Genomic DNA, 20,360 nt, shown 5'->3' with positions numbered 1-20,360 from the left:
CTTACTTCTCCTGCTCTGCAATCTCTTTGACCCAGGGGCGATGCCACTCCCGCATCAAGAGTTCATTGCGAAAACGCATCAGGGTCAGGGCACCGAGAAACGCGGCAAATGCCAGGATCATGATCAGCAGCGGCCAGAGCATCTCGGGTGAAATAGAGGGTTTGTCAAATTTGGTGATGGTGGCCCCCTGATGCAGGGTGTTCCACCACTCCACCGAGTAGTGAATGATGGGCAGGTTGATCACCCCAACCAGTGCCAGAATGCCGGCCGCACGGCCAGCGACCACCTTGTCGCTGAAGGCGTTGTAAAGAGCAATCACGCCGAGGTAGAGAAACAGCAGGATCAGTTCAGAGGTGAGCCGCGCATCCCAGACCCACCAGGTTCCCCACATCGGCTTGCCCCAAGCGGCACCGGTAAAGAGGGCAATAAAGGTAAATACGGCGCCGACCGGCGCAATGGCTGCAACCGTCATGTCCGCCATCCGCAATTGCCACACCAGGCCGATAAAGGCAGCCACCGCCATGGTGGAGTAGGCTCCCATGGAGAGAATGGCGGAAGGCACGTGGATATAGATGATCCGGAACGAATCTCCCTGCTGGTAATCCGCTGGCGCAAACGCGAGGCCCCAGACAGTACCGATCACAAACGAGAGCAGACTAATCACCGCAAACCAGGGCAACAGCGTGCCTGCCAGCTGATAGGCACGCTCCGGTTTGGCATAAGGGTGCAACCATTTCCACATAGCTCACAAAACCTTTTTGTTATTAATCGTTTGGCGAGGCCTACCATACCGACCGCAGGGCAGCATCAAATACCCCGAAAGCAATAAGCGGCACTCTCCTTGATCCATCGCAACATTATTTTTTGCAAAAAGACTCCGTTCGGAGCCAAATTCGGTTCAGCTCACGGCCATCAGTTGAGACTGACCCGCAACGCCGCCGACACAGCCAGCGGCGTCAGTGTCAAAGCCCCCACCAGCATGGCGGCCAGAATGGCAAGCTGCCCACCATAGGGCAAGCTCATCCCCGCGGCATCAATGGCTGAGGTGGCAAAAATCAGTACCGGAATATAGAGCGGCAGGATTAGCAGACTGAGCAATACCCCGCCTTTGCGCAATCCCACCGTCAACGCAACCCCGACCGCGCCGAGCAGACTCAATACAGGAGTGCCCAGTGCCAGCGTCGCGACGACAGCCAGATAGGTGTTCATATCCAGCGACAGCAAAATCGCCAGCAAGGGAGAGATCAGCAGCAGCGGCAAGCCGGTCAGCAGCCAGTGAGCGACCACTTTCGCCAGCGCCAGCAAGCCCAGCGGGTGCGGCATCAGCATCATCTGCTCCAGCGCGCCATCGGCAAAGTCGTCGCGAAACAGCCGCTCCAGCGACAACATGGCCGCCAATAGCGCCGCCACCCAGATAATCCCCGGGGCAATACGGGCCAGCAGTTTGGGCTCCGGGCCAATCCCTAACGGAAACAGGGTGATGACGATGAGGAAAAACCAGAGCGGATTGAGAATATCGGAACGCTGGCGCAGGGCCATCAGCAGTTCACGGTGAATAAGGTGCATAACAGCGCGCAACATGGCGTTACTCCTGCAATGTCGATGCAAAGGGGGTCAACGAGAGAGTCTTCAGCCGTCCCTGCATCAGGGTCAGATCCTGATGAGTGGTGAGGATCACCATGCCGCCCCGCTCGGCGTGGGCCAGAAAGAGCTGTTCGAGCACCTTGACCCCTTGCTTGTCGATGGCGGTAAAGGGCTCATCGAGGATCCAGAGCGCCGGTTTTTGTGACAGCCAGAGTCTGGCCAGGGCAACCCGGCGTTGCTGACCGGCAGAGAGTTGCCCGGTCGGGTTCTCTTCAAATCCGGCCAGCCCTACCCGGGCCAATATCTGCCACAAGTCAGTCTCTGTTTGCTGCGGGTGATGTAACTGCTGGTAGAACTTCAGGTTTTCAAAAGGGGTCAGCGCCGCTTTGACGCCCGGCTGATGACCGAGATAGAGCAGATTGGCATGATACTCATCACGACAGTGACGAATATTCTCCCCATTCCAGCACACCTCACCGGCAAACGGCTGCGACAGCCCGGTCAACAACCGCAACAAGCTGGTCTTGCCGACCCCGTTGGGCCCTTCAATTTGCACCAGATCGCCGGGCGCAACAGAGAAAGTGAGGTGTTCAAACAGAGTGCGATCTTCGCGCACGCAGCTCAGATTGTTAACTTGAAGCAGCATGGGGATTTTTTCAGAGAAAATGAAGCGGTCTGCATCTTAACACAGTATTGGAATACGTCTTTTCAAAGATGCAACAATTGAACTGACTGGCGACCGGGATCACAAAGAAAATACGGTAGAAACCGCCTGGTCAACGCAGCTGGGGGAAAAGCGGCTGCACGCCATAAAATTCAGGAAGGCAATTGCCTTCCTGAATCATCAAGAGCGACCTTTTCGCAACGATATCAAGAGCTCAGCCTCTGCCTTTGGCAACTCGCACTCACTCATGACTTCATCAAGATCGGCGCCCAGTTCGACCATCTTTGCCGCTCGGCTGTAGAGCCTGCGTTCGGGATCCTGCATAGTCAGCTCTTGCTGGCGCTCATTGACCTGCTGCATCGCCCCTTCCACCGACTGCAGACGCTGCCCCATGCCAATAGCGCCGGTATGGAGTTCCATCATCTGCTTGCGCAAGCTTTCCAGCTGACCTTGCAGGGTTGCCACACTGGCCTCGGACTCCTGCTTGCTGCGCTTGCTCTTGAACCAGATATAAGAGGCAAACGCCAAGGCAATCAGGGACACCCCCAAGGCAACCATCTCGATTATCAAAACATCACCTTACTTATCAGAGGGAACCGATATCTTCCCACTCTTCATCGGAGAGCAGCTTGTTCAAGTCAACCAGGATCAGCAGTTGCCCATCGCGGTTGCTCACCCCCTGAATAAACTTGGCGCTCTCTTCAGTACCGACCGCTGGTGCCGCATCGATCTCGGAAGAACGCAGATAAACCACTTCTGCCACGCTGTCGACCATGATGCCGATCACCTGTTTCTCGGCCTCGATGATAACGATCCGGGAGTTTTCACTCACATCACCGGAAGGCAGACCGAAACGGGAACGGGTATCGATGACAGTCACCACATTGCCACGCAGGTTGATGATCCCCAGTACGTACTCAGGCGCACCCGGCACCGGTGCAATTTCGGTGTAGCGCAACACCTCCTGAACCTGCATCACATTGATGCCGTAGGTTTCGTTTTCCAGTTGGAAGGTTACCCATTGCAGCACTTCATCTTCGGCCAGATTCTGTGCAATATTGCGCTTTTCTGTCATGTTTTTATTCCTTTTATGAAAACGTCTACTGCTAAAACTAGCAATAAAACAGCTCGATTGCAGAAGTTATCAGCGACCTTCTATGTTAACCCCACGCTCCAGCAACAGGAGCAGTTCGCGGACGTGTAACAGGGCACACATTTTTTCTTTGACCATGCCAGCCAACCAGGGGCGCTTGCCCTCCTGATGGCGCCATTTCACCTGGTCACGGTGTAACAATTCAGTCCCTTTGAGATGATGGCAGGCTAATCCCCACGGCGATTCACCAAGCATAATCAGATACTTGTAATCATCCATCTCGAGATGCTGACCCGGCATGACCCACTGAGCAGTATCGACCACATTCATCTTCTGCTCGCGGGAGGTCATGATCCCCTTGTACCAGCCAGGCTGGCCAAACAGGGAGGTGATCTCGCCCAACTGATGAATACCACCCAGCTCGGTCAACGGCACCGCAAACGTCACACCCGCGACTTCAAAGAAAAGGGCCTGAAACTCTTTGCCGGTATCGATATTTTCCCAGGCAACAGATTCACTGGCCTCTACCGGAGCAACCTCCAGCGCCGTCTCGGTCAGGATAGTAGTATGGGGCTCCGCAATCTCGGGAAGCAGCACCTCCGCAGGCCATTCAGGCTCTACCGGCAGCAGTGATTCCTCTGCCACAATCTCCAGCGGTGCGGTGAGAGTCGCTTCCTGGGTGAAGGCATCATTTTCGAACTGGACTTGTCCCACCTGAGCTAATAGCTCACCAAGTTGGGCAAGCCGTGGATCGCTTTCGAGGTAAGGTGCTGCGACTACCTCGGGGACACTTTGGAGCTGACGTTGCAACTGTAAAACAGGGGCGGATTGAGCCTCTTCCACCTCATCCAGCACCAGTGGCTCATCGAGCAGCAGGGAGTGGAAATAGTCATCCATCGCCCGAACTTGAATGGTATCTCTCATGCCGTCACCTCATGAACCCGTTGCCGCTCAAGGGCATCAAGATGGTTGAGCAGCGTTTCATATGCATAGGTTCCACGACTCCCGGGAGAATAGATAGACGGGGGGATATGCAGCAAGCTGGCATCCCGAAACTTGGTATCAATAGGGATCACCGCATTCCACACTGAATCTCCATATTGATCCTTGATCGACTTCAAGGTCATCAGAGAGGCACGGGTGCGCTTGTCGAACATGGTCGGGATCACGGTGTAACGGAACTTGTCACGCTTGGAACGCTGCATGATCTCGAATGTTTTCATCATCCGCTCCAACCCCTTGAGGGCCAGAAATTCAGTCTGGACAGGCACCAGAATGCGATCGCATGCAGCCAGCGCGTTGACCATCATCACCCCCAGTACTGGCGGGCAATCGATCAGCACGTAATCATATTGCTCCTGAATGCGCAGCAGTGCCCGCTTCAGTACCAGTCCCATCCCCTCACGATTGCCCATCACTCGATCAAGGGTCGCCAAGGTAATAGATGCTGGCAGTAAGTTGATATTTTCGAACTTGGTCTTGAGCGTCAGTTTATTGACAAGCTCGGCTGTCGGTTTGACAGCTTGAAACAACTCATAGAGGGTTCCATCCAGGCGATCTGAATCAAAATCAAGATATGCAGTCAGCGAAGCATGGGGATCGGTATCAATCAACAGCACCCTCTGGCCACGCTGGGCCAGGATCCCCGCAAGCGAGACCACTGTGGTGGTTTTACCCACACCACCTTTCTGGTTGGCAACCGTCCAAACAATCACTGTATCAATCCTGCCTTGTTGTTATGCGTATGCCACCACCGGGCAAGGTGATCACCTTTATCTCTCCTGCATCCACCGCCTGCTGTACAGCAGGAACCGGTTCGGCAACTACCGTAGGCGTTGCAACCACAGGTGCCGGCGGCACCCAGGCAAATTTGGAGATAGCGACCACAACCTTGCGATTCTGCAGTCTGCCCTGCTCACTGCTGTTGTCAGCAAAGGGGGAAAACTCGCCATATGCCTCGAACGCCAGACGCTGAGGGGCGATCCCATCTGCAATCAAACCATTGAGTACCGCTTCGGCCCGAGCAGCAGAAAGCGCCCAGTTAGAACGATAAATTTCATTATTTATCTGTTGGTTATCGGTATAACCCCGAACCCTTACATAGTTATCGACCGGTTTGAGAATACTTGAAAGAGTATTAATGACCGGTGCAGCGTTTGGTCCCAAAAAGGCACTGCCGCTGCCAAACAACAAGCCGGAACTGAGTTCAACCGTCAGCCAGTTCTCATCTTGCGTCAGTTTGACGATACCGGCATCCACCAGCGAGCCCATGCTCTGTTGCAACTGCATATCGAGTTTTGCAAGTGTCGCGCCATCTTGCAGCACTGGCACACCAGAAATAGGAGCAAGTGAAGGAGAGGAGGATGCAGGGCTTTCCAGCAACGATGGAGAGGCAGATACCGCGTTATCCAGCAGGGAATTACCCTGCCCTTCAAGCAAGCCATTGCCGCCAGACTGCATGACACTGAACGCCTGGCTCATACCATCAATCACCGCGCGATACTTGTCCTTGTTCACCAGTGCAACAGAGTAGAGCACCACGAACAAGGCAAAGATCAGCGTCATATAATCGGCATAGGAGACCAGCCAGCGGTCAAGATGCTCGCGACCCTGCAAGTGCAACCGATAGCGCTTGCGCATGGCTACTCTCCTTTCAAATAGGCCCTGAGCCGGCGTTCAACCTGCAAGCCATTTTCACCATGGGCGATAGCCAGCAGCCCTTCAAGAGTCATCTCCTGAAAGAGTGCATAGTGATAGTGAAATGCGCGTAGCCGGTTGGCGATAGGCAGGTAGATGAGGTTGGCAAACCCCACTCCATAGATGGTTGCCACAAATGCCACTGCGATCCCCGCCCCAAGTGCTGACGGGTCTTCGAGATGAAACATGGCCTGGATCAGGCCCAGCACGGCCCCGATGATCCCGATGGTCGGACTGTACCCCCCCATGGCTTCAAATACCCTGGCGGCATGTTCATTGCGCTCCTGCTCGATATCGATGTCCGCTTCCAGCAGCATACGGATATCCTCTGTGGAGACCCCATCGACAATCATACCAAGCCCTTGGCGGGTAAAGTTATCCTTCTCCTGCTCGGCCTGATTTTCAAGGGCAAGCAGCCCTTGCTGGCGCGCAAAGACGGCCCATGACTGCAACCGTTCGGCCTGCGCCGCGAGATCTTGGTGGGGAGGGGTAAAAATCCATAACAGCTGGCGCAACGCCAGCAGGATGTACTTGGCTGGAGTCTGCAACGTGACGGCACCAACGGTACCACCCAGCACGATCAAAAAAGCGGGGCCGTCCACCAGCGTCAACAGGGAGCCGCCATGCCACAGTTGCGCAATGGCAATAGCCCCCAATGCCAGGAGCAGACCGAGCAAGCCCATAATTAGCGCCCCAACTCAACCAGAATACGCTGGGCCACCTTGTCCAGAGGGAGTGATTCGCTGGCAATCCCCGCTTTGGCTACTGCTTGGGGCATACCATATACCACGCAGGAAGCCTCATCCTGAGCCCAGATGGTTGATCCCTGCTCTTTCAGCAGTCTGGCGCCATCACGGCCATCAGCCCCCATACCGGTCAGCACAATCGCCAATACCTTGTCGGCATAGGTTTTGGCCGCAGAGGCAAAGGTGATGTCCACACAAGGCTTGTAATTGACCTTGTCGTTGCCATCCACGATGCGAATGCGAGCCCCTGCACCACGACCTTCCAGCAGCATCTGTTTGCCACCGGGAGCAAGGTAGGCATGCCCGGGTTTAAGCACATCGCCATCTTCCGCTTCCTTGACGCCAATCTGACATAAACCGTTGAGACGGGCAGCAAACGCGGCAGTAAAAGTGGCTGGCATATGCTGGATAAGCAGGATGGGATGGGGAAAATCCCCCGGCAACTTGGTCAGCACATTTTGCAAAGCAACAGGCCCGCCGGTAGAAGTACCGATCGCCACCAACTGATAACTCTTGCCACTACGCTTGAATGAAGCACTTGGCACAGTGCGTTGCAGGTCAGGCTGACGATCAGGAGTTCTGGACGCTGTGCTGCCCAGAGGAGCACGAGCAACCGGTTCAGGTGCTTTGGGGCGAGCAGCGGATGTCATCAGGAAGCGCTTGCGGGAGATCTCCTTCACCCGCTGTTGCAACAGTCTGACCGCTTCATTTTTGTCTCTGGCAATGTCCTCAAACTTCTTGGGCAAGAAGTCCAGGGCACCGGCGTCCAGCGCATCAAGCGTAGCCTTGGCCCCTTCATGGGTCAGGGAGGAGAACATCAGAATGGGGGTTGGGCACTTGGCCATGATCTCCCGCACCGCACTGATGCCATCCATCACGGGCATTTCTATGTCCATGGTGACCACATCAGGCCGCAGCGACATCGCCTTGTCCACCGCCTCACGTCCATTCTGGGCCGTATCAATCACCGTCAGCATGGGATCCTGATTGATGATCTCGCTCACCCGACGGCGAAAGAAGCTCGAATCGTCGACAACTAATACCTTGACTGCCATTGTTGTTTTTCTAACTCCTTGGGCCTGAGCTATTAATGTCTACGCGCATATGCTTTGAGCAGACTCGGCACATCCAAAATAAGAGCGATTCCGCCATCACTGGTAATCGTCGCACCGGCCATGCCAGGGGTGCCTTGCAGCAGGTTATCAAGTGGCTTGATCACCACCTCTTCCTGACCAATCAAGCTGTCTACCACAAACCCGATTTGCTGAGTGCCAATCTGCACGATCACCACATGTCCGGTATCCTGACGTGAACGCTTGTTGGCGCCACGAATCAACCACTTGTGCAGATAGAAGAGCGGTATCGCCTTCTCGCGCACAATGATGGTGAGCTGGCCATCAACCATGTTGGCCTTTTTCAGATCCAGATGGAAGATCTCGTTCACACAACCAAGGGGAAGTGCGAAGGTCTGCTCACCCACTTCCACCATCAGAGTTGGCAGAATGGCCAGCGTCAACGGAACCTTGATTTCGAGACGGGTACCTTTCCCCCAAGTGGAATCGATGTGCACCGATCCATTGAGGCTGACAATGCTGGTTTTAACCACATCCATTCCGACACCACGGCCAGAGATATCAGAGATCTCGGCCTTGGTTGAAAAGCCCGGAGCAAAGATCAGGTTATAGGCATCGTTGTCGCTCATGCGAGCGGCAGTATCTGCATCCAGAACACCGCGACTGATTGCGATGGACTTGAGTTTCTCAGGATCCATCCCTGCCCCATCATCCTCGATGCAAAGCAGAATATGGTCACCTTGCTGGGAGGCGCTAAGGGTAATTGTCCCTTGCCGCGGCTTACCCGCTTTCTCCCGCACATCCGGCATTTCGACCCCGTGATCGCAGGAGTTGCGAACGAGGTGAACCAGAGGATCGGCGAGCGCCTCTACCAGGTTTTTATCAAGATCGGTCTCTTCCCCCACCATCACCAGCTCAATCTCTTTCTTGAGGGTTCTGGCCAGATCACGCACCACGCGCGGGAAACGACCAAATACCTTCTTGATTGGCTGCATGCGGGTTTTCATCACCGCACCTTGCAGGTCAGCCGTTACCACATCCAGATTGGCAACCGCCTTTGACATCTCTTCATCATTACTGGCAATACCCAAGCTCACCAGCCGGTTACGAACCAGTACCAACTCACCTACCATGTTCATGATGACATCGAGGGTCTTAGTATCCACCCGCACCGTCGTATCGCTTTGCACGGCACTATTTTCTGCTGGCGCAGGCGCAGCCTTGGCGGCAGGCGCTGGTGCCTTGGCTGCTTCAGCGGGTTTTGCGGGGGCTGCCGGTACTGGTTTGGCAACAGGAGTGGCCGGTTTGGGCGGAGTCACCGCAGCAGGTGCGGCAGGTGCGGCAGGTGCGGCAGGTGCGGCAGGTGCGGCAGGTGCCATAGTACTCTGTGGCCCTTGACCACGACCATGCAATTCATCAAGCAGGCGTTCAAACTCATCATCATCGATAAGCTCGTCCACCTCTTTTTGCACGGACTTCAGAGGATTCACCTCTGGTGCCCCCATGTGCTGTCCCTGGCCATGGAGCTGGTCCAGCAAGGCCTCAAACTCATCATCGGTGATATCGCCAGAGCCACCCGCTATCGGGGCTGCTGCAGCCGTCTTGGTCGGAGCCCCACCCACGCCGTGGAGCTCGTCCAGCAGACGCTCGAATTCGTCTGCAGAAATTTCATCGATCGAGCCGCCGCCATTGACAGGAGCAGGCTCGCTGCTGATGGCTGCGGGTTCAACAACTTCTGGAGCAACTTCTTCAACAACTGCCGGTGCTGCAGGTTCAGATTCTACAGCCGCAGCCGCACTGGTAGCAGTGCGCAGTTGCTCTTCCCCTTCCGGCTTGCACAACTCGTGGAGGTCATGAAGCAAATCATCTGACGCAGGGCTGGGTGCTTCGCGATTTTGAACCTGGGCGAACATGACATTGATGGCATCCAGCGCTTGCAGGATCACATCCATCAGCTCCGCAGTAACGGTTCGCTTGCCATTACGCAAGATATCGAACACGTTTTCCGCACCGTGGCATACATCAACCAGTTCACCGAGCGACAGAAAACCTGCCCCCCCTTTCACGGTATGGAAACCGCGAAAGATGGCATTCAACAGGTTCTTGTCATCGGGCCGCTTTTCCAAGTCGACCAGTTGTTCAGACAACTGTTCCAATATTTCGGATGCTTCGACCAGAAAGTCTTGCAGTATGTCTTCATCAACTTCGAAGGCCATGCGTCACTCCATTAGAATCCCAAGCTAGACAGCAGATCGTCCACATCATCCTGACCATTGACCACATCGGCACGAGCCTCGGGGTTCATGATAGGGCCCTCTGCTTCAATCCCGTTGACAGGAATACTACGAGTTGAATGCTCAGCAGAAGCCTCACCAAACATGGTCAGCATTTCTATTAATTTTGTTTCAACTTCCTGAACAAGCTTGATGACCTTGCGGATCATCTGACCTGTCAAATCCTGAAAATCTTGTGCCATCAGGATTTCTGTCAGCAGTTGCCGTAATTTATCGGCATCAGACTCTGAAGCCTTAATAAAATCATCAAGTTGGTGACATAAGGATTTGAACTGCCCCACGCTCATGTCACGAGACATGAGGGCATTCCAGTTCGGCATCACCAGCTGGATATTGTCATTCAGGCGATCCGCTATCGGCAAACTGGCTTCCACCGCATCCATTGTGCGATTGGCCGCTTTGTCGGTCATATCGATAACGTAGCTCAAGCGCTCCCGAGCATCGGGAATATCATGAGTAGCCAAATCGGGAATACGGGGATCAAGGCGAAATTCTTGAAGTGAATCATGCAGTTGTCGGGTCAGCTGACCTACTTTTTCAAACAGATCGGCTGCGTTGGGGGCACATACTTCGGCAAGCAGTTCATCGGCCAGCTCAAATTCGCCTTGCTCCAGATGAGCAACAAGCATCCTTGCCTGGTCGAGCGAAATCATTGCTCTCGTTTTGGCCATCATCCCTGCAGCTCCTTAGCCAATTCGTTCGAAAATTTTGTCGAGTTTTTCTTTGAGCGTTGCTGCGGTGAAGGGCTTGACGATGTAACCGTTGACGCCAGCTTGGGCGGCTTCAATGATCTGCTCACGTTTGGCTTCAGCAGTTACCATCAGTACCGGCAGATGCTTGAGCTTCTCATCGACACGGATGGCTTTAAGCAGGTCAATACCTTGCATGCCAGGCATGTTCCAGTCGGTAACTACAAACTGAAAATCACCATTTTTCAGCATCGGCAGCGCTGTATTGCCGTCATCCGCCTCATGGGTATTGTTGAATCCCAAGTCGCGCAGCAAGTTCTTGATAATCCGGCGCATCGTTGAAAAATCGTCAACAATGAGGATTTTCATGTTCTTGTCCAAAATTCCCTCCTAAATAGCCACCAGAGTGGCTCACTTACATGATGCTAAAAACGGGTTGTGTCGTGCGGATTATGCCTTAGAGTTTCATCTCAGTGTAGCCAGTACAAACACTTATAGATGCCAATCTCTCAAACGAGCACGCAATCTGTGCATTGCCTGACTGTGGATCTGGCTCACACGCGACTCGCTGACATTCAAAACCTCGCCAATTTCACGCAAATTCAGCTCTTCATCGTAGTAAAGAGAGAGAACCAAAGCTTCTCTCTCTGGTAGACGACCAATTTGCTCGGATAATTGAATCTGAAATCGCTCGGCAGCCAATTCATCGAATCCCGAGCCTGAAGGGGCGTCATCGGGGTTGCCGATCACATCCTCGCTGACTCCCAAATCTTCGATGCCGATAATTTTGCCGCAGGAGACATCTTGCAGCATCGCATGGTAATCAGCGATGGAGACCCCCATCTCGGCAGCAACCTCGGTATCTCGCGCGTCACGCCCGTGAGTCTGCTCGACATTCTCGATCGCTTCTGCAATAGCGCGACTGTTGCGATGCACTGAACGGGGCACCCAGTCACCACGCCGGATCTCATCCAGCATGGCGCCGCGGATGCGGATCCCGGCATACGTCTCGAAGCTGGCCCCCTTGCTACCGTCAAAGTTGCGGGAGGCTTCAAGCAGCCCAATCATACCTGCCTGGATCAGGTCATCCAGCAAGACACTGCTGGGCAGGCGAGCCAACAAATGCTGGGCAATTCGCTTGACCAGGGGAGCATGACGCTCCACCAGCACATAGGAATCCTGATGACGCAAGTACGCTTGGGCTTTATTCACGGGAACCTTCCTGTGTTGTGGCCGGTTTCTGCAACAAATTTTCCAGGAAAAACTCCAGATGGCCGCCCGGCTGGTTGGGCACCGGCCAGCTCGCCGCCTTGTTGGCAAGGGCCCGAAACGCTAGTGCGGCCGGCGACTTGGGAAACGCCTCGACAATCAGCTTCTGCTTGCGCACGGCGGCACGCAGATTGGTGTCATAGGGTACACAGGCGACCAGTTCCAGCGAGGTGTCGAGGAAACGATCCGTGACCCGAGTCAGTTTGGCAAAGAGCTCCTGCCCTTCGCGCAGACTGCGCACCATATTGGCCACTACCTTGAAACGAAACACGCCGTGATCCTTGGAGAGGATCTTGATGAGGGCGTAGGCATCGGTGATGGAGGTCGGCTCATCGCAGACCACCACCATGATGTCCTGAGCGGCTCGGGTGAAGCTCAGCACCATGTCGGAGATACCCGCAGCCGTATCCACCAGCAGGATGTCGACCTGGGTCTTCATCTCGCTGAAGGCACGGATAAGCTCGGCATGCTGCACCGGAGAAAGCTCGACCATGGACTGGGTGCCCGAGGTCGCAGGCACGATCATCATGCCGTAAGGGCCTTCGACAATGATGTCGTCGATGGTGCACTCACCCGCCAGGACATGAGAGAGGTTGCGATGAACCCGCAGCCCCAGCATGACGTCGACGTTGGCCAGACCCAGGTCGGCATCCAGCACCATCACCCGCTTGCCTTGGGCGGCCATGGCTCCGGCCACGTTCAGGGTCACGTTGGTCTTGCCCACGCCACCTTTACCACCGGAAACGGCGATTACTTTTACTCGATTGTTTTGACGCATTTTGCGCAGACCACTCGCCTGATCCATATACATGTTACTCATAAAACTCCGAATCTTCGGCCTCGCCAAAGCCTGCGCCCCAGAAATAGGGCTCCTCTGTTTCTCGCTCCAGCGAGCCCATAGCAGCCCCGACGAGCTGCGCCGCATTGGCAACCTGAATATCTTCCGGAACCCTTTGTCCGTCAGTGATATAGCTGATGGGCAATGAATTCTGGATACACACGTTAATCACTTCGCCCAGATTCAGACTTTCATCCAATTTGGTAAGTATGCAGCCGCTTAATGGAATACGCCGGAAATGGTCAACCGCCTCCTGCATCACCCGACGCTGGGAAGTTGCCGACATCACCAGATAACTGCGGATCCGTACCTTGGCATTCTTGACCAGGGTATCGAGCTGCTCGGTCAACCGGATATCCCGCTGACCCACCCCGGCCGTATCGATAAGTACCAGCCGACGGTGGCGGAACTGATAAAGGGCATTGGCCAACTCTTCGGCATCACGCACCTGCCGCACCGGACACCCCATGATGCGACCATAGGTCTGCAGCTGTTCATGGGCACCAATCCGGTAGTTGTCGGTGGTGATCAGCGCCACCTGCTCGGCGCCATACTTCATGGCGAAACGGGCCGCCAGCTTGGCGATGGTAGTGGTTTTGCCCACCCCGGTCGGACCAAGCAGCGCCACCGCGCCGCCCTGACGCATGATCTCGTCCTCACTGATCTTGAGCTGGGCCGTCAGCACCTCAGCCAACTGGGCCATCGCCTGATGAATGGACATATCTTCGGGGATCAGTCCCGCCAGTTGATCGGCAAACGCATCGTCAAAGCCCAGTTTCTTGAGCTCCTTGATCAGCAGGGCCCGCATCGGTTCGCGGCGCTCCACCTCTTGCCACATCAGCCCGGAGATCTGGTGCTCCAGCAATTTGCGGATGCTGGCCATCTCCTTGCGCATCCCTTCCATCTCCTGATCCCGCTGGGCAGGTTGAGAGGCGCGCTGGCCGGAGGCAACCCGGGCCTTGGGTTTGGCAGGTTCCGGAGCGGCGCCCCACTGCCCCTGTTCGGCCAATGTTCTGGGCGCTGCATTGGCAGCGGCCAGACCGGCCGATTGGGTATTGCCCATCGGCGCCCCATTGCCCGGCTTGAGCTTCTGCTGGCGCGCCAGCAAGGCGGCCAGGGTATCGGCATAATGTTCGTTCTGCTCCTTCGCCGGCGTCGGCTCGGGGCGGATCATCTGCCGTGCAGCAGACGAAATATTGACGCTCTCATCGTTCAGCTGACGGCGAACCGGCGCATCTTTGGGCCCCGGAACCTGGGATTGATAATCGACTGCGGCGACTATCTCTACCCCTCCGGTGACCTTCTTGTTGGACATGATGACGGCGTCAGGCCCGAGAGTCTCCTTGACCTCGGCCAGAGCCGTTCGCATATCCTTGGCAAAAAACCGCTTAATCTTCACCCGTCGTCTCCGCTAACTAGTTCTGCCCTACCGCACTGACGATGCGGATCTGCTTGTCGTCGGGCACTTCCTGATAAGACAGAACGCGCAATCCAGGAATGGCATTCTTGACAAATTTCGCCAGGGTATTGCGCAAGATCCCCGATGTCAGAAGCACGGCCGGTTGGCCTTCCAATTCTTGTCGTTGAGTGGCTTCCACCAGCGAGCGCTGCATCCGCTCTGCCAGACCCGGTTCAATACCGGCACCATCACCACCACCAGCCTGCAGGGATTGATGCAATATACGTTCCAATTCCGGCGCCAAGGTAATCACCGGCAGCTCGGGATCGGGGCCTGCAATCTCTTGCACAATCAGGCGACGCAGGGCAATCCGGCAAGCGGCCGTGAGCACTTCCGGATCCGGACTGCGCGGCGCGTATTCAACCAGGGTCTGCAGGATAGTGCGCATATCGCGGATTGGCACGCCTTCATTGAGCAAATTCTGCAATACCTTCACAAGGTTACCCATGCTTATCACTTCCGGCACCAGCCCTTCGACCAGCTTGCTCTGATGTTTGCCAATCATGTCGAGCAGCTGTTGTACCTCGTCATGACCCAGCAACAGAGCCGCATGGTTGGTCAGGATCTGGCTCAGATGGGTAGCTACCACGGTCGCGGTATCCACCACCGTATACCCCAGCGTCTGTGCCTGAGAGACCATCTCATTGGCAACCCAGACCGCCTCCAGTCCGAAGGCGGGATCCCGGGTCGCTATCCCCTGGATCTGACCGAACACCTGCCCCGGATTGATGGCCATCTCCTTATCATGGTAGACATTGGCCTCGCCGGTACTGACCCCCATCAAGGTGATGCGGTATTGGTTTGGCGCCAGATCCAGGTTGTCGCGAATGTGGACGGCAGGGACCAGAAAGCCCAGCTCTTGCGAGAGTTTCTTGCGCACCCCTTTGATCCGGTTGAGCAGTTCGCCCCCCTGATTGCGATCCACCAGCGGGATCAGCTGATAACCCACTTCCAGCCCTATGATGTCCACCGGCATCACATCATCCCAGCTCAGCTCTTTCTGCTCATGAGGTTGTTCGGCAGTGGCAGGCAGCAGCTCGCCCTTGGCCGCTTTGGCGGCAGCCAGTTTCTCGCGGCGCAGCAACCACCAGGCGCCGGCGGCGGCGAGAGCCCCCAGACTCAGGAAGGCGAAATGCGGCATCCCCGGCACCAGCCCCATCATCAGCAGAATCCCGGCCGAGATGATCAGCGCCTTGGGATTGTCAAACAGCTGGCCTAGTACTGCGGTACCCATGTCCTGATCGGTATTCTGACGGGTCACTATGATGGCGGCAGCGATGGAGAGCAGCAGGGAGGGGATCTGCGCCACCAGACCGTCACCGATGGCCAACAGGGTATAGATCTCGGCCGATTCGCTGAAGGTCAGCTGGTGCTGCATCATCCCGATGATGAAGCCGCCGATGATGTTGATAAAGAGGATCATGATGCCCGCAATGGCATCCCCTTTGACAAACTTGGAGGCACCATCCATGGAGCCGTAGAAGTCAGCTTCCTGGGTCACATCCTGACGACGCTTCTTCGCCTCTTCCTGATTGATGAGACCGGCGTTCAAATCGGCATCTATGGCCATCTGTTTGCCCGGCATCGCATCAAGGGTAAAACGGGCACTCACTTCCGCGATCCGCCCGGCGCCCTTGGTAATCACCACAAAGTTGATGATCATCAGGATGGTAAAAACGATGATGCCGACCGCATAGTTGCCGCCGATCACCACGTTACCGAACGCCTCGATCACATGGCCGGCCGCCGCACTGCCATTATGACCTTCCAGTAACACCACCCGGGTCGAGGCAACGTTCAACGCCAACCGTAGCAAGGTAGCGAGCAGCAGTACGGTCGGGAAGGCAGCAAATTCGAGGGGGCGGCGGGTATAGACGGATACCAGCAGCACCACGATGGAGAGGGCAATGTTGAAGGAGAAGAGCACGTCCAGCATCAGCGGCGGGATGGGCAGCACCACCATGCCGAGCGCGGCCAATACCAGCAGAGGGGTACCAAGGCCTTTGCCCAAAACTCCCCGGTACTCTTTGAACTGGCCCAATACTGCCTTGAATTCCATCGCGCTTCTCAATTTCAACCTGCTGGTGCCAGATTAAAGCAAACATCAGGCCAACAATACAAGACATTGAAATGCAATGGATTTATTTTGACTACGTCAGAACTTTGTCATTTGCGATATTCGGTCGGAATGGGGAGATCTTTAGCCAGTGGCTGGGGACGGCGCCCCTGACCACGACGGAATTTCTTGAGCTGGAAGACATAGGCGAGCACCTGGGCAACCGCAGCAAACAGCCCTTCCGGGATCTCGTGGCCCAGCTCGGTTGAGTGGTAAATAGCCCGGGTCAAAGCCGGTGACGGCATGATGGGGATCTCGTACTCTCTGGCGATCTCCCTGATCTTCATTGCAATTTCATCGGTGCCCTTGGCTACGACCTTGGGCGCGGCACCGGGTTTGCCCGCATCATACTTGAGCGCTACCGAGTAGTGGGTCGGGTTGGTGATCACAACATCGGCCTTGGGTACATCCCCCATCATCCGGCGCATCGCCATCTGCATCTGCAACTGACGGATCTTGCCCTTTACCTCGGGCTTGCCTTCGCTGTCCTTGAACTCGTCCTTGACCTCCTGCTTGGTCATCTTGAGCTGACGCATGTGGTTCCACTGCTGGAACGGCACGTCGATGGCAACGATGGGAAGCAGGGCGCAGCAGAGGATGATCAACATCCAGAGAAACAACTCCAGCGCATCAATAATGCCGCCGGGAAATCCCTCCATGGAGAGGTTGAGCAGGTGATTGAACTGACTGGATAACATCCACCAGGCAAACAGGGTGATGAACACCACCTTGGCGATGGATTTGACAAGCTCGATCAGCGACTGCACCCCGAACATTCGCTTGAGGCCACTGAGCGGACTCAGCTTGCTCATCTTGGGCATCATAGCTTCGGTGGAGAAGTTCATCCCCCCCATCAGGGTGTTGCCGATAAAAGCGGCAATCGCCACCAGTGCAAACAATAGTCCCAGCGGAAGCACCAGTTCCCCCAGCAGCGCCGGCACCATGGCGATCATGGCATTGGGATCGAAAGCCTGCTCCCTGTCCAGAGTAAAGCCCATGGTGACAACCTTGATCATGGCAGTCGCCAGCGAGCCCTTGAGCATCAGCAGACCAAATACCGCCGAGAGCAGAACGCTGGCGGTCCCCAGCTCTTTTGAACGTGCAATCTGCCCTTTTTCACGGGCCTGTTGCAGTCGTTTGCCCGTGGGGTGTTCGGTACGTTCCTGGTCGGTATCAGCCATGAGCGCCCCCGAAGCACTGGGTGTTGATCAGCTCGCAGCTGACCTCCTGCACCCGCTCCCACATGATGTCGAAGTGGCCGAGAAACCCGCCGATAGTGAGCCAGAGGATCAGCAGACCCGACATCATGCTGACCGCAAAACCGATACTGAAAATGTTGAGTTGCGGCGCCGCCCGGGTCATGACACCAAAGGCGAAGTTGATTAAGAGCAGGGCAACGATGGCAGAAAGGGCCATCACCAGTGAAGCCTGATACATCACACCGAGAAAACCGATCAGGGTACGGATGGCCGGTAAAGTGAGCCCGGCGTCCGACACCGGCAAAGTCTCAAAACTGAGGATCACCAGCCGCAGCATCACCAGATGACCATCCAGCGCCAGAAACACCAGGGTCGCCAGCATCAGATAAAACTGCCCCACCACAGGGGCCGACTGGCCATTCATCGGGTCCACCAGGGTGGCAAAGCCCAAGCTGGTCTGCATGGCGATGACCTGACCGGCCATCACGAAGCTCTCCATCAGAAACTGGGTCATCAGGCCGAGGGCAATACCGATCAGCAGTTGCTGGCCCAATACCAGAAAACTGCCGGCAGAGAAGAGCTCGATAGGGGGCATTTTCGGAAGCAGCGGGGCAATCAGAAAGGTGATAGCAAGCGCCAGCCCCATCCGTACCCGCGCAGGAGCAAGGCGGCTGCCAAACACAGCCATCACCATCAGCAGGCTGCTCACCCGCGCCAGCGGCCAGAGGATGGAAGACAACCACTCCATGATCAGAGCGGTTGTGTAGGTCATCCCACCACCTCGGGGATTTGATTGACCATCAGTACAAAGAAGTCCATCAGACTCTGCAGACCCCAGTGAGCACCAGCACCCAGCGCAAACAGTGTCACGATGAGACGGGGCAGAAAGCTCAGGGTCTGTTCGTTGATGGAGGTGGCCGCCTGAAAAATGGCTACCACCAGCCCGATAGCGAGGCTGGGCAGGATCACGGCGCTGACCATGATATTGACCAGCCAGAGCGCCTCGCGAAAGACGTCGACAAAGGTTTCAGGACTCATGTTCGGGCTCCTTGCGCTCGACCGGCTAACCGGCACCCAGTCCGAAACTGTTGGCCAGTGACCCCAGAATGAGGTTCCAGCCATCCACCATCACAAACAGCATCAGCTTGAAGGGCAGCGAGACGATCATCGGCGAGAGCATCATCATCCCCATCGCCATCAGAATACTGGCGACCACCAGATCGATGACCAGGAACGGTAAGAACAGCATAAAACCAATCTGGAAAGCGGTTTTCAGCTCGCTGGTGACAAACGCAGGGATCAGCACCCGTAGCGGTACATCGGCAGGTTTCTCCACCTGCACGTTGGCGATCTCCATAAAGGTATTGAGATCCTTGATCCGGGTCTGGGCCAGCATGAACTGGTGGATGGGCAACTCGGCCCGCTCCAGCGCCTCCTTTGCCTGAATGGTCTCGGCCAGATAGGGCTGCAACGCCTCATCATTGATGCGATCCAGCACCGGCGACATGATGAAGAACGACATGAACAGGGCGATGCCGATCAACACCTGGTTGGAGGGACTCTGTTGCAGACCTATCGCCTGGCGCAAGATACCCAACACCACAATGATGCGGGTAAACGAGGTCATCATGATCACCATGGCCGGCAAGAAGGAGAGCGCGGTCATCAGCGCCAGCACTTGCAGGGTCAGGCTGTACTCCTGAGAGCCATCCCCCATGGTCTTGACGGTCACCGCCGACATGGCGTCCTGTGCCAGCGCTGGCCAGGAGCAAAACAGTGGTATCAGCAGGCTGACCAGCAGCCCCGTTTTCAGCCATAAGCCGTTAGCTTTTTTCATGCTTGCCCATCAATTTGCCAAGCTGCTGGGAAAACGCCTGCGGCTGGTTTTCGTCCAGCGGCTCCTCCAGCCGGTAGAGAAAGTTGACCTGCTGCGGTGTTACGCCGACCAGCAACTGCTGTTCGCCCACCTTGACCACCAGCAGCTTCTCTTTATAACCCACCGGCAACGAGGCGATGACCCGCATCTGGCCGCCACCCATGGCGGTCGCCAGCTTGCTCTTCTTGAGCAGAAAGCCCAGCACCAGAATGAGACCGATCACCATCAGACTGGAGAGCAACCAGGAGCTCAGACTAGGCACGTTGGCAGATGCCGCTGTCTCGGCAAAGGCCGGAACAGGCAGCAATAACAACAGGAGGCGCATCATTTGAGCTTCTTGATCCGTTCAATCTGGCTGATGACGTCGGTCAGGCGAATACCAAACTTGTCGTTCACCACCACCACCTCGCCGTGAGCGATCAGGGTACCGTTGACCAATACGTCCAGCGGCTCGCCTGCAACCCGATCCAGCTCCACCACCGAGCCCTGGTTCAGCTGCAACAGGTTGCGAATGCTGATCTGGCTGCGGCCCACCTCCATGGCGATAGTGACCGGAATATCGAGAATGGTGTCGAGCTTGCGACGCTCCTCGGCACTGATGGGGGCATCATCTTTCAACTCTTCCAGCGGGGCTGGCTTGGCTTCCGCCGTCACCTGCTCCTCCAGAGCCGCAGCCCAGGCATCAGCCATCAGATCCTCTTCCTCAGTTCCGCTCATCTTGTTTCCTTATGCTACTTCGTGACCGTTTACCGTAATAAACCGT

At 55.9% G+C, this 20,360-nt stretch carries 23 protein-coding genes; all 23 read right to left on the bottom strand.

The window, feature by feature from the left end; translation table 11 throughout:
- Nucleotide 1: 1 nt before the first annotated feature.
- The 23 genes from I6L41_RS01780 to fliN all read right to left on the bottom strand — a co-directional run bounded on the left by I6L41_RS01780 (nucleotide 2) and on the right by fliN (nucleotide 20,314).
- A complete protein-coding gene (locus tag I6L41_RS01780; RefSeq protein WP_005334687.1) occupies nucleotides 2–742 on the bottom strand; it encodes a heme ABC transporter permease in 741 nt (246 codons plus the stop codon).
- A 170-nt stretch (nucleotides 743–912) separates the two neighbouring features.
- Nucleotides 913–1,581: a heme exporter protein CcmB gene (gene ccmB, locus I6L41_RS01775; protein WP_005353658.1), complete on the bottom strand. Its 669-nt coding sequence runs from the start codon at nucleotides 1,579–1,581 to the stop codon at nucleotides 913–915.
- Between the two features lie 4 nt (nucleotides 1,582–1,585).
- The gene (ccmA, locus tag I6L41_RS01770) at nucleotides 1,586–2,230 is read right to left on the bottom strand and encodes a cytochrome c biogenesis heme-transporting ATPase CcmA (protein WP_075114870.1); all 645 of its coding nucleotides are present in this window, start codon (nucleotides 2,228–2,230) and stop codon (nucleotides 1,586–1,588) included.
- Nucleotides 2,231–2,428: 198 nt separating this feature from the next.
- Entirely contained in the window at nucleotides 2,429–2,806 is a 378-nt protein-coding gene (locus I6L41_RS01765) for a DUF2802 domain-containing protein (RefSeq protein WP_005353661.1), read from the bottom strand.
- A gap of 28 nt (nucleotides 2,807–2,834) precedes the next feature.
- Nucleotides 2,835–3,323 carry a chemotaxis protein CheW gene (locus I6L41_RS01760; RefSeq protein ID WP_005298836.1) on the bottom strand — a complete coding sequence of 163 codons (489 nt, stop codon included), beginning with the start codon at nucleotides 3,321–3,323 and terminating at the stop codon, nucleotides 2,835–2,837.
- Nucleotides 3,324–3,392: 69 nt separating this feature from the next.
- Nucleotides 3,393–4,265 carry a chemotaxis protein CheW gene (locus I6L41_RS01755; RefSeq protein ID WP_075114869.1) on the bottom strand — a complete coding sequence of 291 codons (873 nt, stop codon included), beginning with the start codon at nucleotides 4,263–4,265 and terminating at the stop codon, nucleotides 3,393–3,395.
- A complete protein-coding gene (locus tag I6L41_RS01750; protein ID WP_005353663.1) occupies nucleotides 4,262–5,056 on the bottom strand; it encodes a ParA family protein in 795 nt (264 codons plus the stop codon). Before I6L41_RS01750 ends, I6L41_RS01755 begins: the two co-directional genes overlap by 4 nt.
- 4 nt (nucleotides 5,057–5,060) lie before the next feature.
- Entirely contained in the window at nucleotides 5,061–5,981 is a 921-nt protein-coding gene (locus tag I6L41_RS01745; protein WP_075114868.1) for a flagellar motor protein MotB, read from the bottom strand.
- Between the two features lie 2 nt (nucleotides 5,982–5,983).
- Nucleotides 5,984–6,721, bottom strand: a complete 738-nt coding sequence (locus I6L41_RS01740) for a flagellar motor protein (RefSeq protein WP_180342941.1) — start codon at nucleotides 6,719–6,721, stop codon at nucleotides 5,984–5,986.
- Between the two features lie 2 nt (nucleotides 6,722–6,723).
- Nucleotides 6,724–7,839 (bottom strand): chemotaxis response regulator protein-glutamate methylesterase, encoded by a 1,116-nt coding sequence (locus I6L41_RS01735; RefSeq protein WP_216961548.1) that lies wholly within the window; start codon nucleotides 7,837–7,839, stop codon nucleotides 6,724–6,726.
- A gap of 32 nt (nucleotides 7,840–7,871) precedes the next feature.
- A complete protein-coding gene (locus tag I6L41_RS01730; RefSeq protein ID WP_216961545.1) occupies nucleotides 7,872–10,073 on the bottom strand; it encodes a chemotaxis protein CheA in 2,202 nt (733 codons plus the stop codon).
- Nucleotides 10,074–10,084: 11 nt separating this feature from the next.
- Nucleotides 10,085–10,825, bottom strand: a complete 741-nt coding sequence (locus I6L41_RS01725; RefSeq protein ID WP_005353668.1) for a protein phosphatase CheZ — start codon at nucleotides 10,823–10,825, stop codon at nucleotides 10,085–10,087.
- 12 nt (nucleotides 10,826–10,837) lie between these two features.
- Complete coding sequence (gene cheY / locus I6L41_RS01720) at nucleotides 10,838–11,221, bottom strand: chemotaxis response regulator CheY (RefSeq protein ID WP_013723552.1); 384 nt, start codon at nucleotides 11,219–11,221, stop codon at nucleotides 10,838–10,840.
- A gap of 111 nt (nucleotides 11,222–11,332) precedes the next feature.
- The gene (locus tag I6L41_RS01715; RefSeq protein ID WP_019444723.1) at nucleotides 11,333–12,052 is read right to left on the bottom strand and encodes an RNA polymerase sigma factor FliA; all 720 of its coding nucleotides are present in this window, start codon (nucleotides 12,050–12,052) and stop codon (nucleotides 11,333–11,335) included.
- Nucleotides 12,045–12,920 (bottom strand): MinD/ParA family protein, encoded by an 876-nt coding sequence (locus I6L41_RS01710; protein ID WP_013723550.1) that lies wholly within the window; start codon nucleotides 12,918–12,920, stop codon nucleotides 12,045–12,047. The genes I6L41_RS01715 and I6L41_RS01710 overlap by 8 nt, the downstream gene beginning before the upstream one ends.
- A 1-nt stretch (nucleotide 12,921) precedes the next feature.
- Entirely contained in the window at nucleotides 12,922–14,346 is a 1,425-nt protein-coding gene (flhF, locus tag I6L41_RS01705) for a flagellar biosynthesis protein FlhF (RefSeq protein ID WP_216961541.1), read from the bottom strand.
- A gap of 16 nt (nucleotides 14,347–14,362) precedes the next feature.
- Entirely contained in the window at nucleotides 14,363–16,465 is a 2,103-nt protein-coding gene (gene flhA, locus I6L41_RS01700) for a flagellar biosynthesis protein FlhA (RefSeq protein ID WP_216961538.1), read from the bottom strand.
- 107 nt (nucleotides 16,466–16,572) lie between these two features.
- Nucleotides 16,573–17,703, bottom strand: coding sequence for a flagellar biosynthesis protein FlhB (flhB, locus tag I6L41_RS01695; RefSeq protein WP_216961535.1), 1,131 nt, complete (start codon nucleotides 17,701–17,703; stop codon nucleotides 16,573–16,575).
- A complete protein-coding gene (fliR, locus tag I6L41_RS01690) occupies nucleotides 17,696–18,493 on the bottom strand; it encodes a flagellar biosynthetic protein FliR (RefSeq protein ID WP_019444720.1) in 798 nt (265 codons plus the stop codon). Before fliR ends, flhB begins: the two co-directional genes overlap by 8 nt.
- Nucleotides 18,490–18,759 (bottom strand): flagellar biosynthesis protein FliQ, encoded by a 270-nt coding sequence (fliQ, locus tag I6L41_RS01685; RefSeq protein WP_040065332.1) that lies wholly within the window; start codon nucleotides 18,757–18,759, stop codon nucleotides 18,490–18,492. Before fliQ ends, fliR begins: the two co-directional genes overlap by 4 nt.
- 25 nt (nucleotides 18,760–18,784) lie before the next feature.
- Complete coding sequence (gene fliP, locus I6L41_RS01680) at nucleotides 18,785–19,558, bottom strand: flagellar type III secretion system pore protein FliP (protein WP_005334729.1); 774 nt, start codon at nucleotides 19,556–19,558, stop codon at nucleotides 18,785–18,787.
- Nucleotides 19,545–19,925, bottom strand: a complete 381-nt coding sequence (fliO, locus tag I6L41_RS01675) for a flagellar biosynthetic protein FliO (RefSeq protein ID WP_005362049.1) — start codon at nucleotides 19,923–19,925, stop codon at nucleotides 19,545–19,547. Before fliO ends, fliP begins: the two co-directional genes overlap by 14 nt.
- Nucleotides 19,922–20,314 (bottom strand): flagellar motor switch protein FliN, encoded by a 393-nt coding sequence (fliN, locus tag I6L41_RS01670; protein ID WP_005298791.1) that lies wholly within the window; start codon nucleotides 20,312–20,314, stop codon nucleotides 19,922–19,924. The genes fliO and fliN overlap by 4 nt, the downstream gene beginning before the upstream one ends.
- Nucleotides 20,315–20,360 lie beyond the last annotated feature (46 nt).

It is taken from the genome of Aeromonas sp. FDAARGOS 1411 (assembly GCF_019047125.1).
GTDB classification, from domain to species: Bacteria; Pseudomonadota; Gammaproteobacteria; order Enterobacterales; family Aeromonadaceae; genus Aeromonas; species Aeromonas veronii.
The sequence above is the reverse complement of the archived record's forward strand: the minus strand, read 5'-3'. Positions and strand labels throughout refer to the sequence as shown.

Coding starts and splice junctions, on each gene's coding strand:
- I6L41_RS01730 (WP_216961545.1), bottom strand. CDS start 10,073: ATGGCCTTCGAAGTTGATGAAGACATACTGCAAGACTTTCTGGTCGAA.
- flhA (WP_216961538.1), bottom strand. CDS start 16,465: ATGGAATTCAAGGCAGTATTGGGCCAGTTCAAAGAGTACCGGGGAGTT.
- fliP (WP_005334729.1), bottom strand. CDS start 19,558: ATGAAAAAAGCTAACGGCTTATGGCTGAAAACGGGGCTGCTGGTCAGC.
- fliR (WP_019444720.1), bottom strand. CDS start 18,493: ATGACCTACACAACCGCTCTGATCATGGAGTGGTTGTCTTCCATCCTC.
- I6L41_RS01765 (WP_005353661.1), bottom strand. CDS start 2,806: ATGGTTGCCTTGGGGGTGTCCCTGATTGCCTTGGCGTTTGCCTCTTAT.
- I6L41_RS01745 (WP_075114868.1), bottom strand. CDS start 5,981: ATGCGCAAGCGCTATCGGTTGCACTTGCAGGGTCGCGAGCATCTTGAC.
- I6L41_RS01735 (WP_216961548.1), bottom strand. CDS start 7,839: ATGGCAGTCAAGGTATTAGTTGTCGACGATTCGAGCTTCTTTCGCCGT.
- I6L41_RS01780 (WP_005334687.1), bottom strand. CDS start 742: ATGTGGAAATGGTTGCACCCTTATGCCAAACCGGAGCGTGCCTATCAG.
- fliO (WP_005362049.1), bottom strand. CDS start 19,925: ATGATGCGCCTCCTGTTGTTATTGCTGCCTGTTCCGGCCTTTGCCGAG.
- ccmB (WP_005353658.1), bottom strand. CDS start 1,581: ATGTTGCGCGCTGTTATGCACCTTATTCACCGTGAACTGCTGATGGCC.
- I6L41_RS01760 (WP_005298836.1), bottom strand. CDS start 3,323: ATGACAGAAAAGCGCAATATTGCACAGAATCTGGCCGAAGATGAAGTG.
- I6L41_RS01755 (WP_075114869.1), bottom strand. CDS start 4,265: ATGAGAGATACCATTCAAGTTCGGGCGATGGATGACTATTTCCACTCC.
- I6L41_RS01725 (WP_005353668.1), bottom strand. CDS start 10,825: ATGATGGCCAAAACGAGAGCAATGATTTCGCTCGACCAGGCAAGGATG.
- flhB (WP_216961535.1), bottom strand. CDS start 17,703: ATGGCTGATACCGACCAGGAACGTACCGAACACCCCACGGGCAAACGA.
- ccmA (WP_075114870.1), bottom strand. CDS start 2,230: ATGCTGCTTCAAGTTAACAATCTGAGCTGCGTGCGCGAAGATCGCACT.
- I6L41_RS01740 (WP_180342941.1), bottom strand. CDS start 6,721: ATGGGCTTGCTCGGTCTGCTCCTGGCATTGGGGGCTATTGCCATTGCG.
- fliQ (WP_040065332.1), bottom strand. CDS start 18,759: ATGAGTCCTGAAACCTTTGTCGACGTCTTTCGCGAGGCGCTCTGGCTG.
- I6L41_RS01710 (WP_013723550.1), bottom strand. CDS start 12,920: ATGTATATGGATCAGGCGAGTGGTCTGCGCAAAATGCGTCAAAACAAT.
- fliN (WP_005298791.1), bottom strand. CDS start 20,314: ATGAGCGGAACTGAGGAAGAGGATCTGATGGCTGATGCCTGGGCTGCG.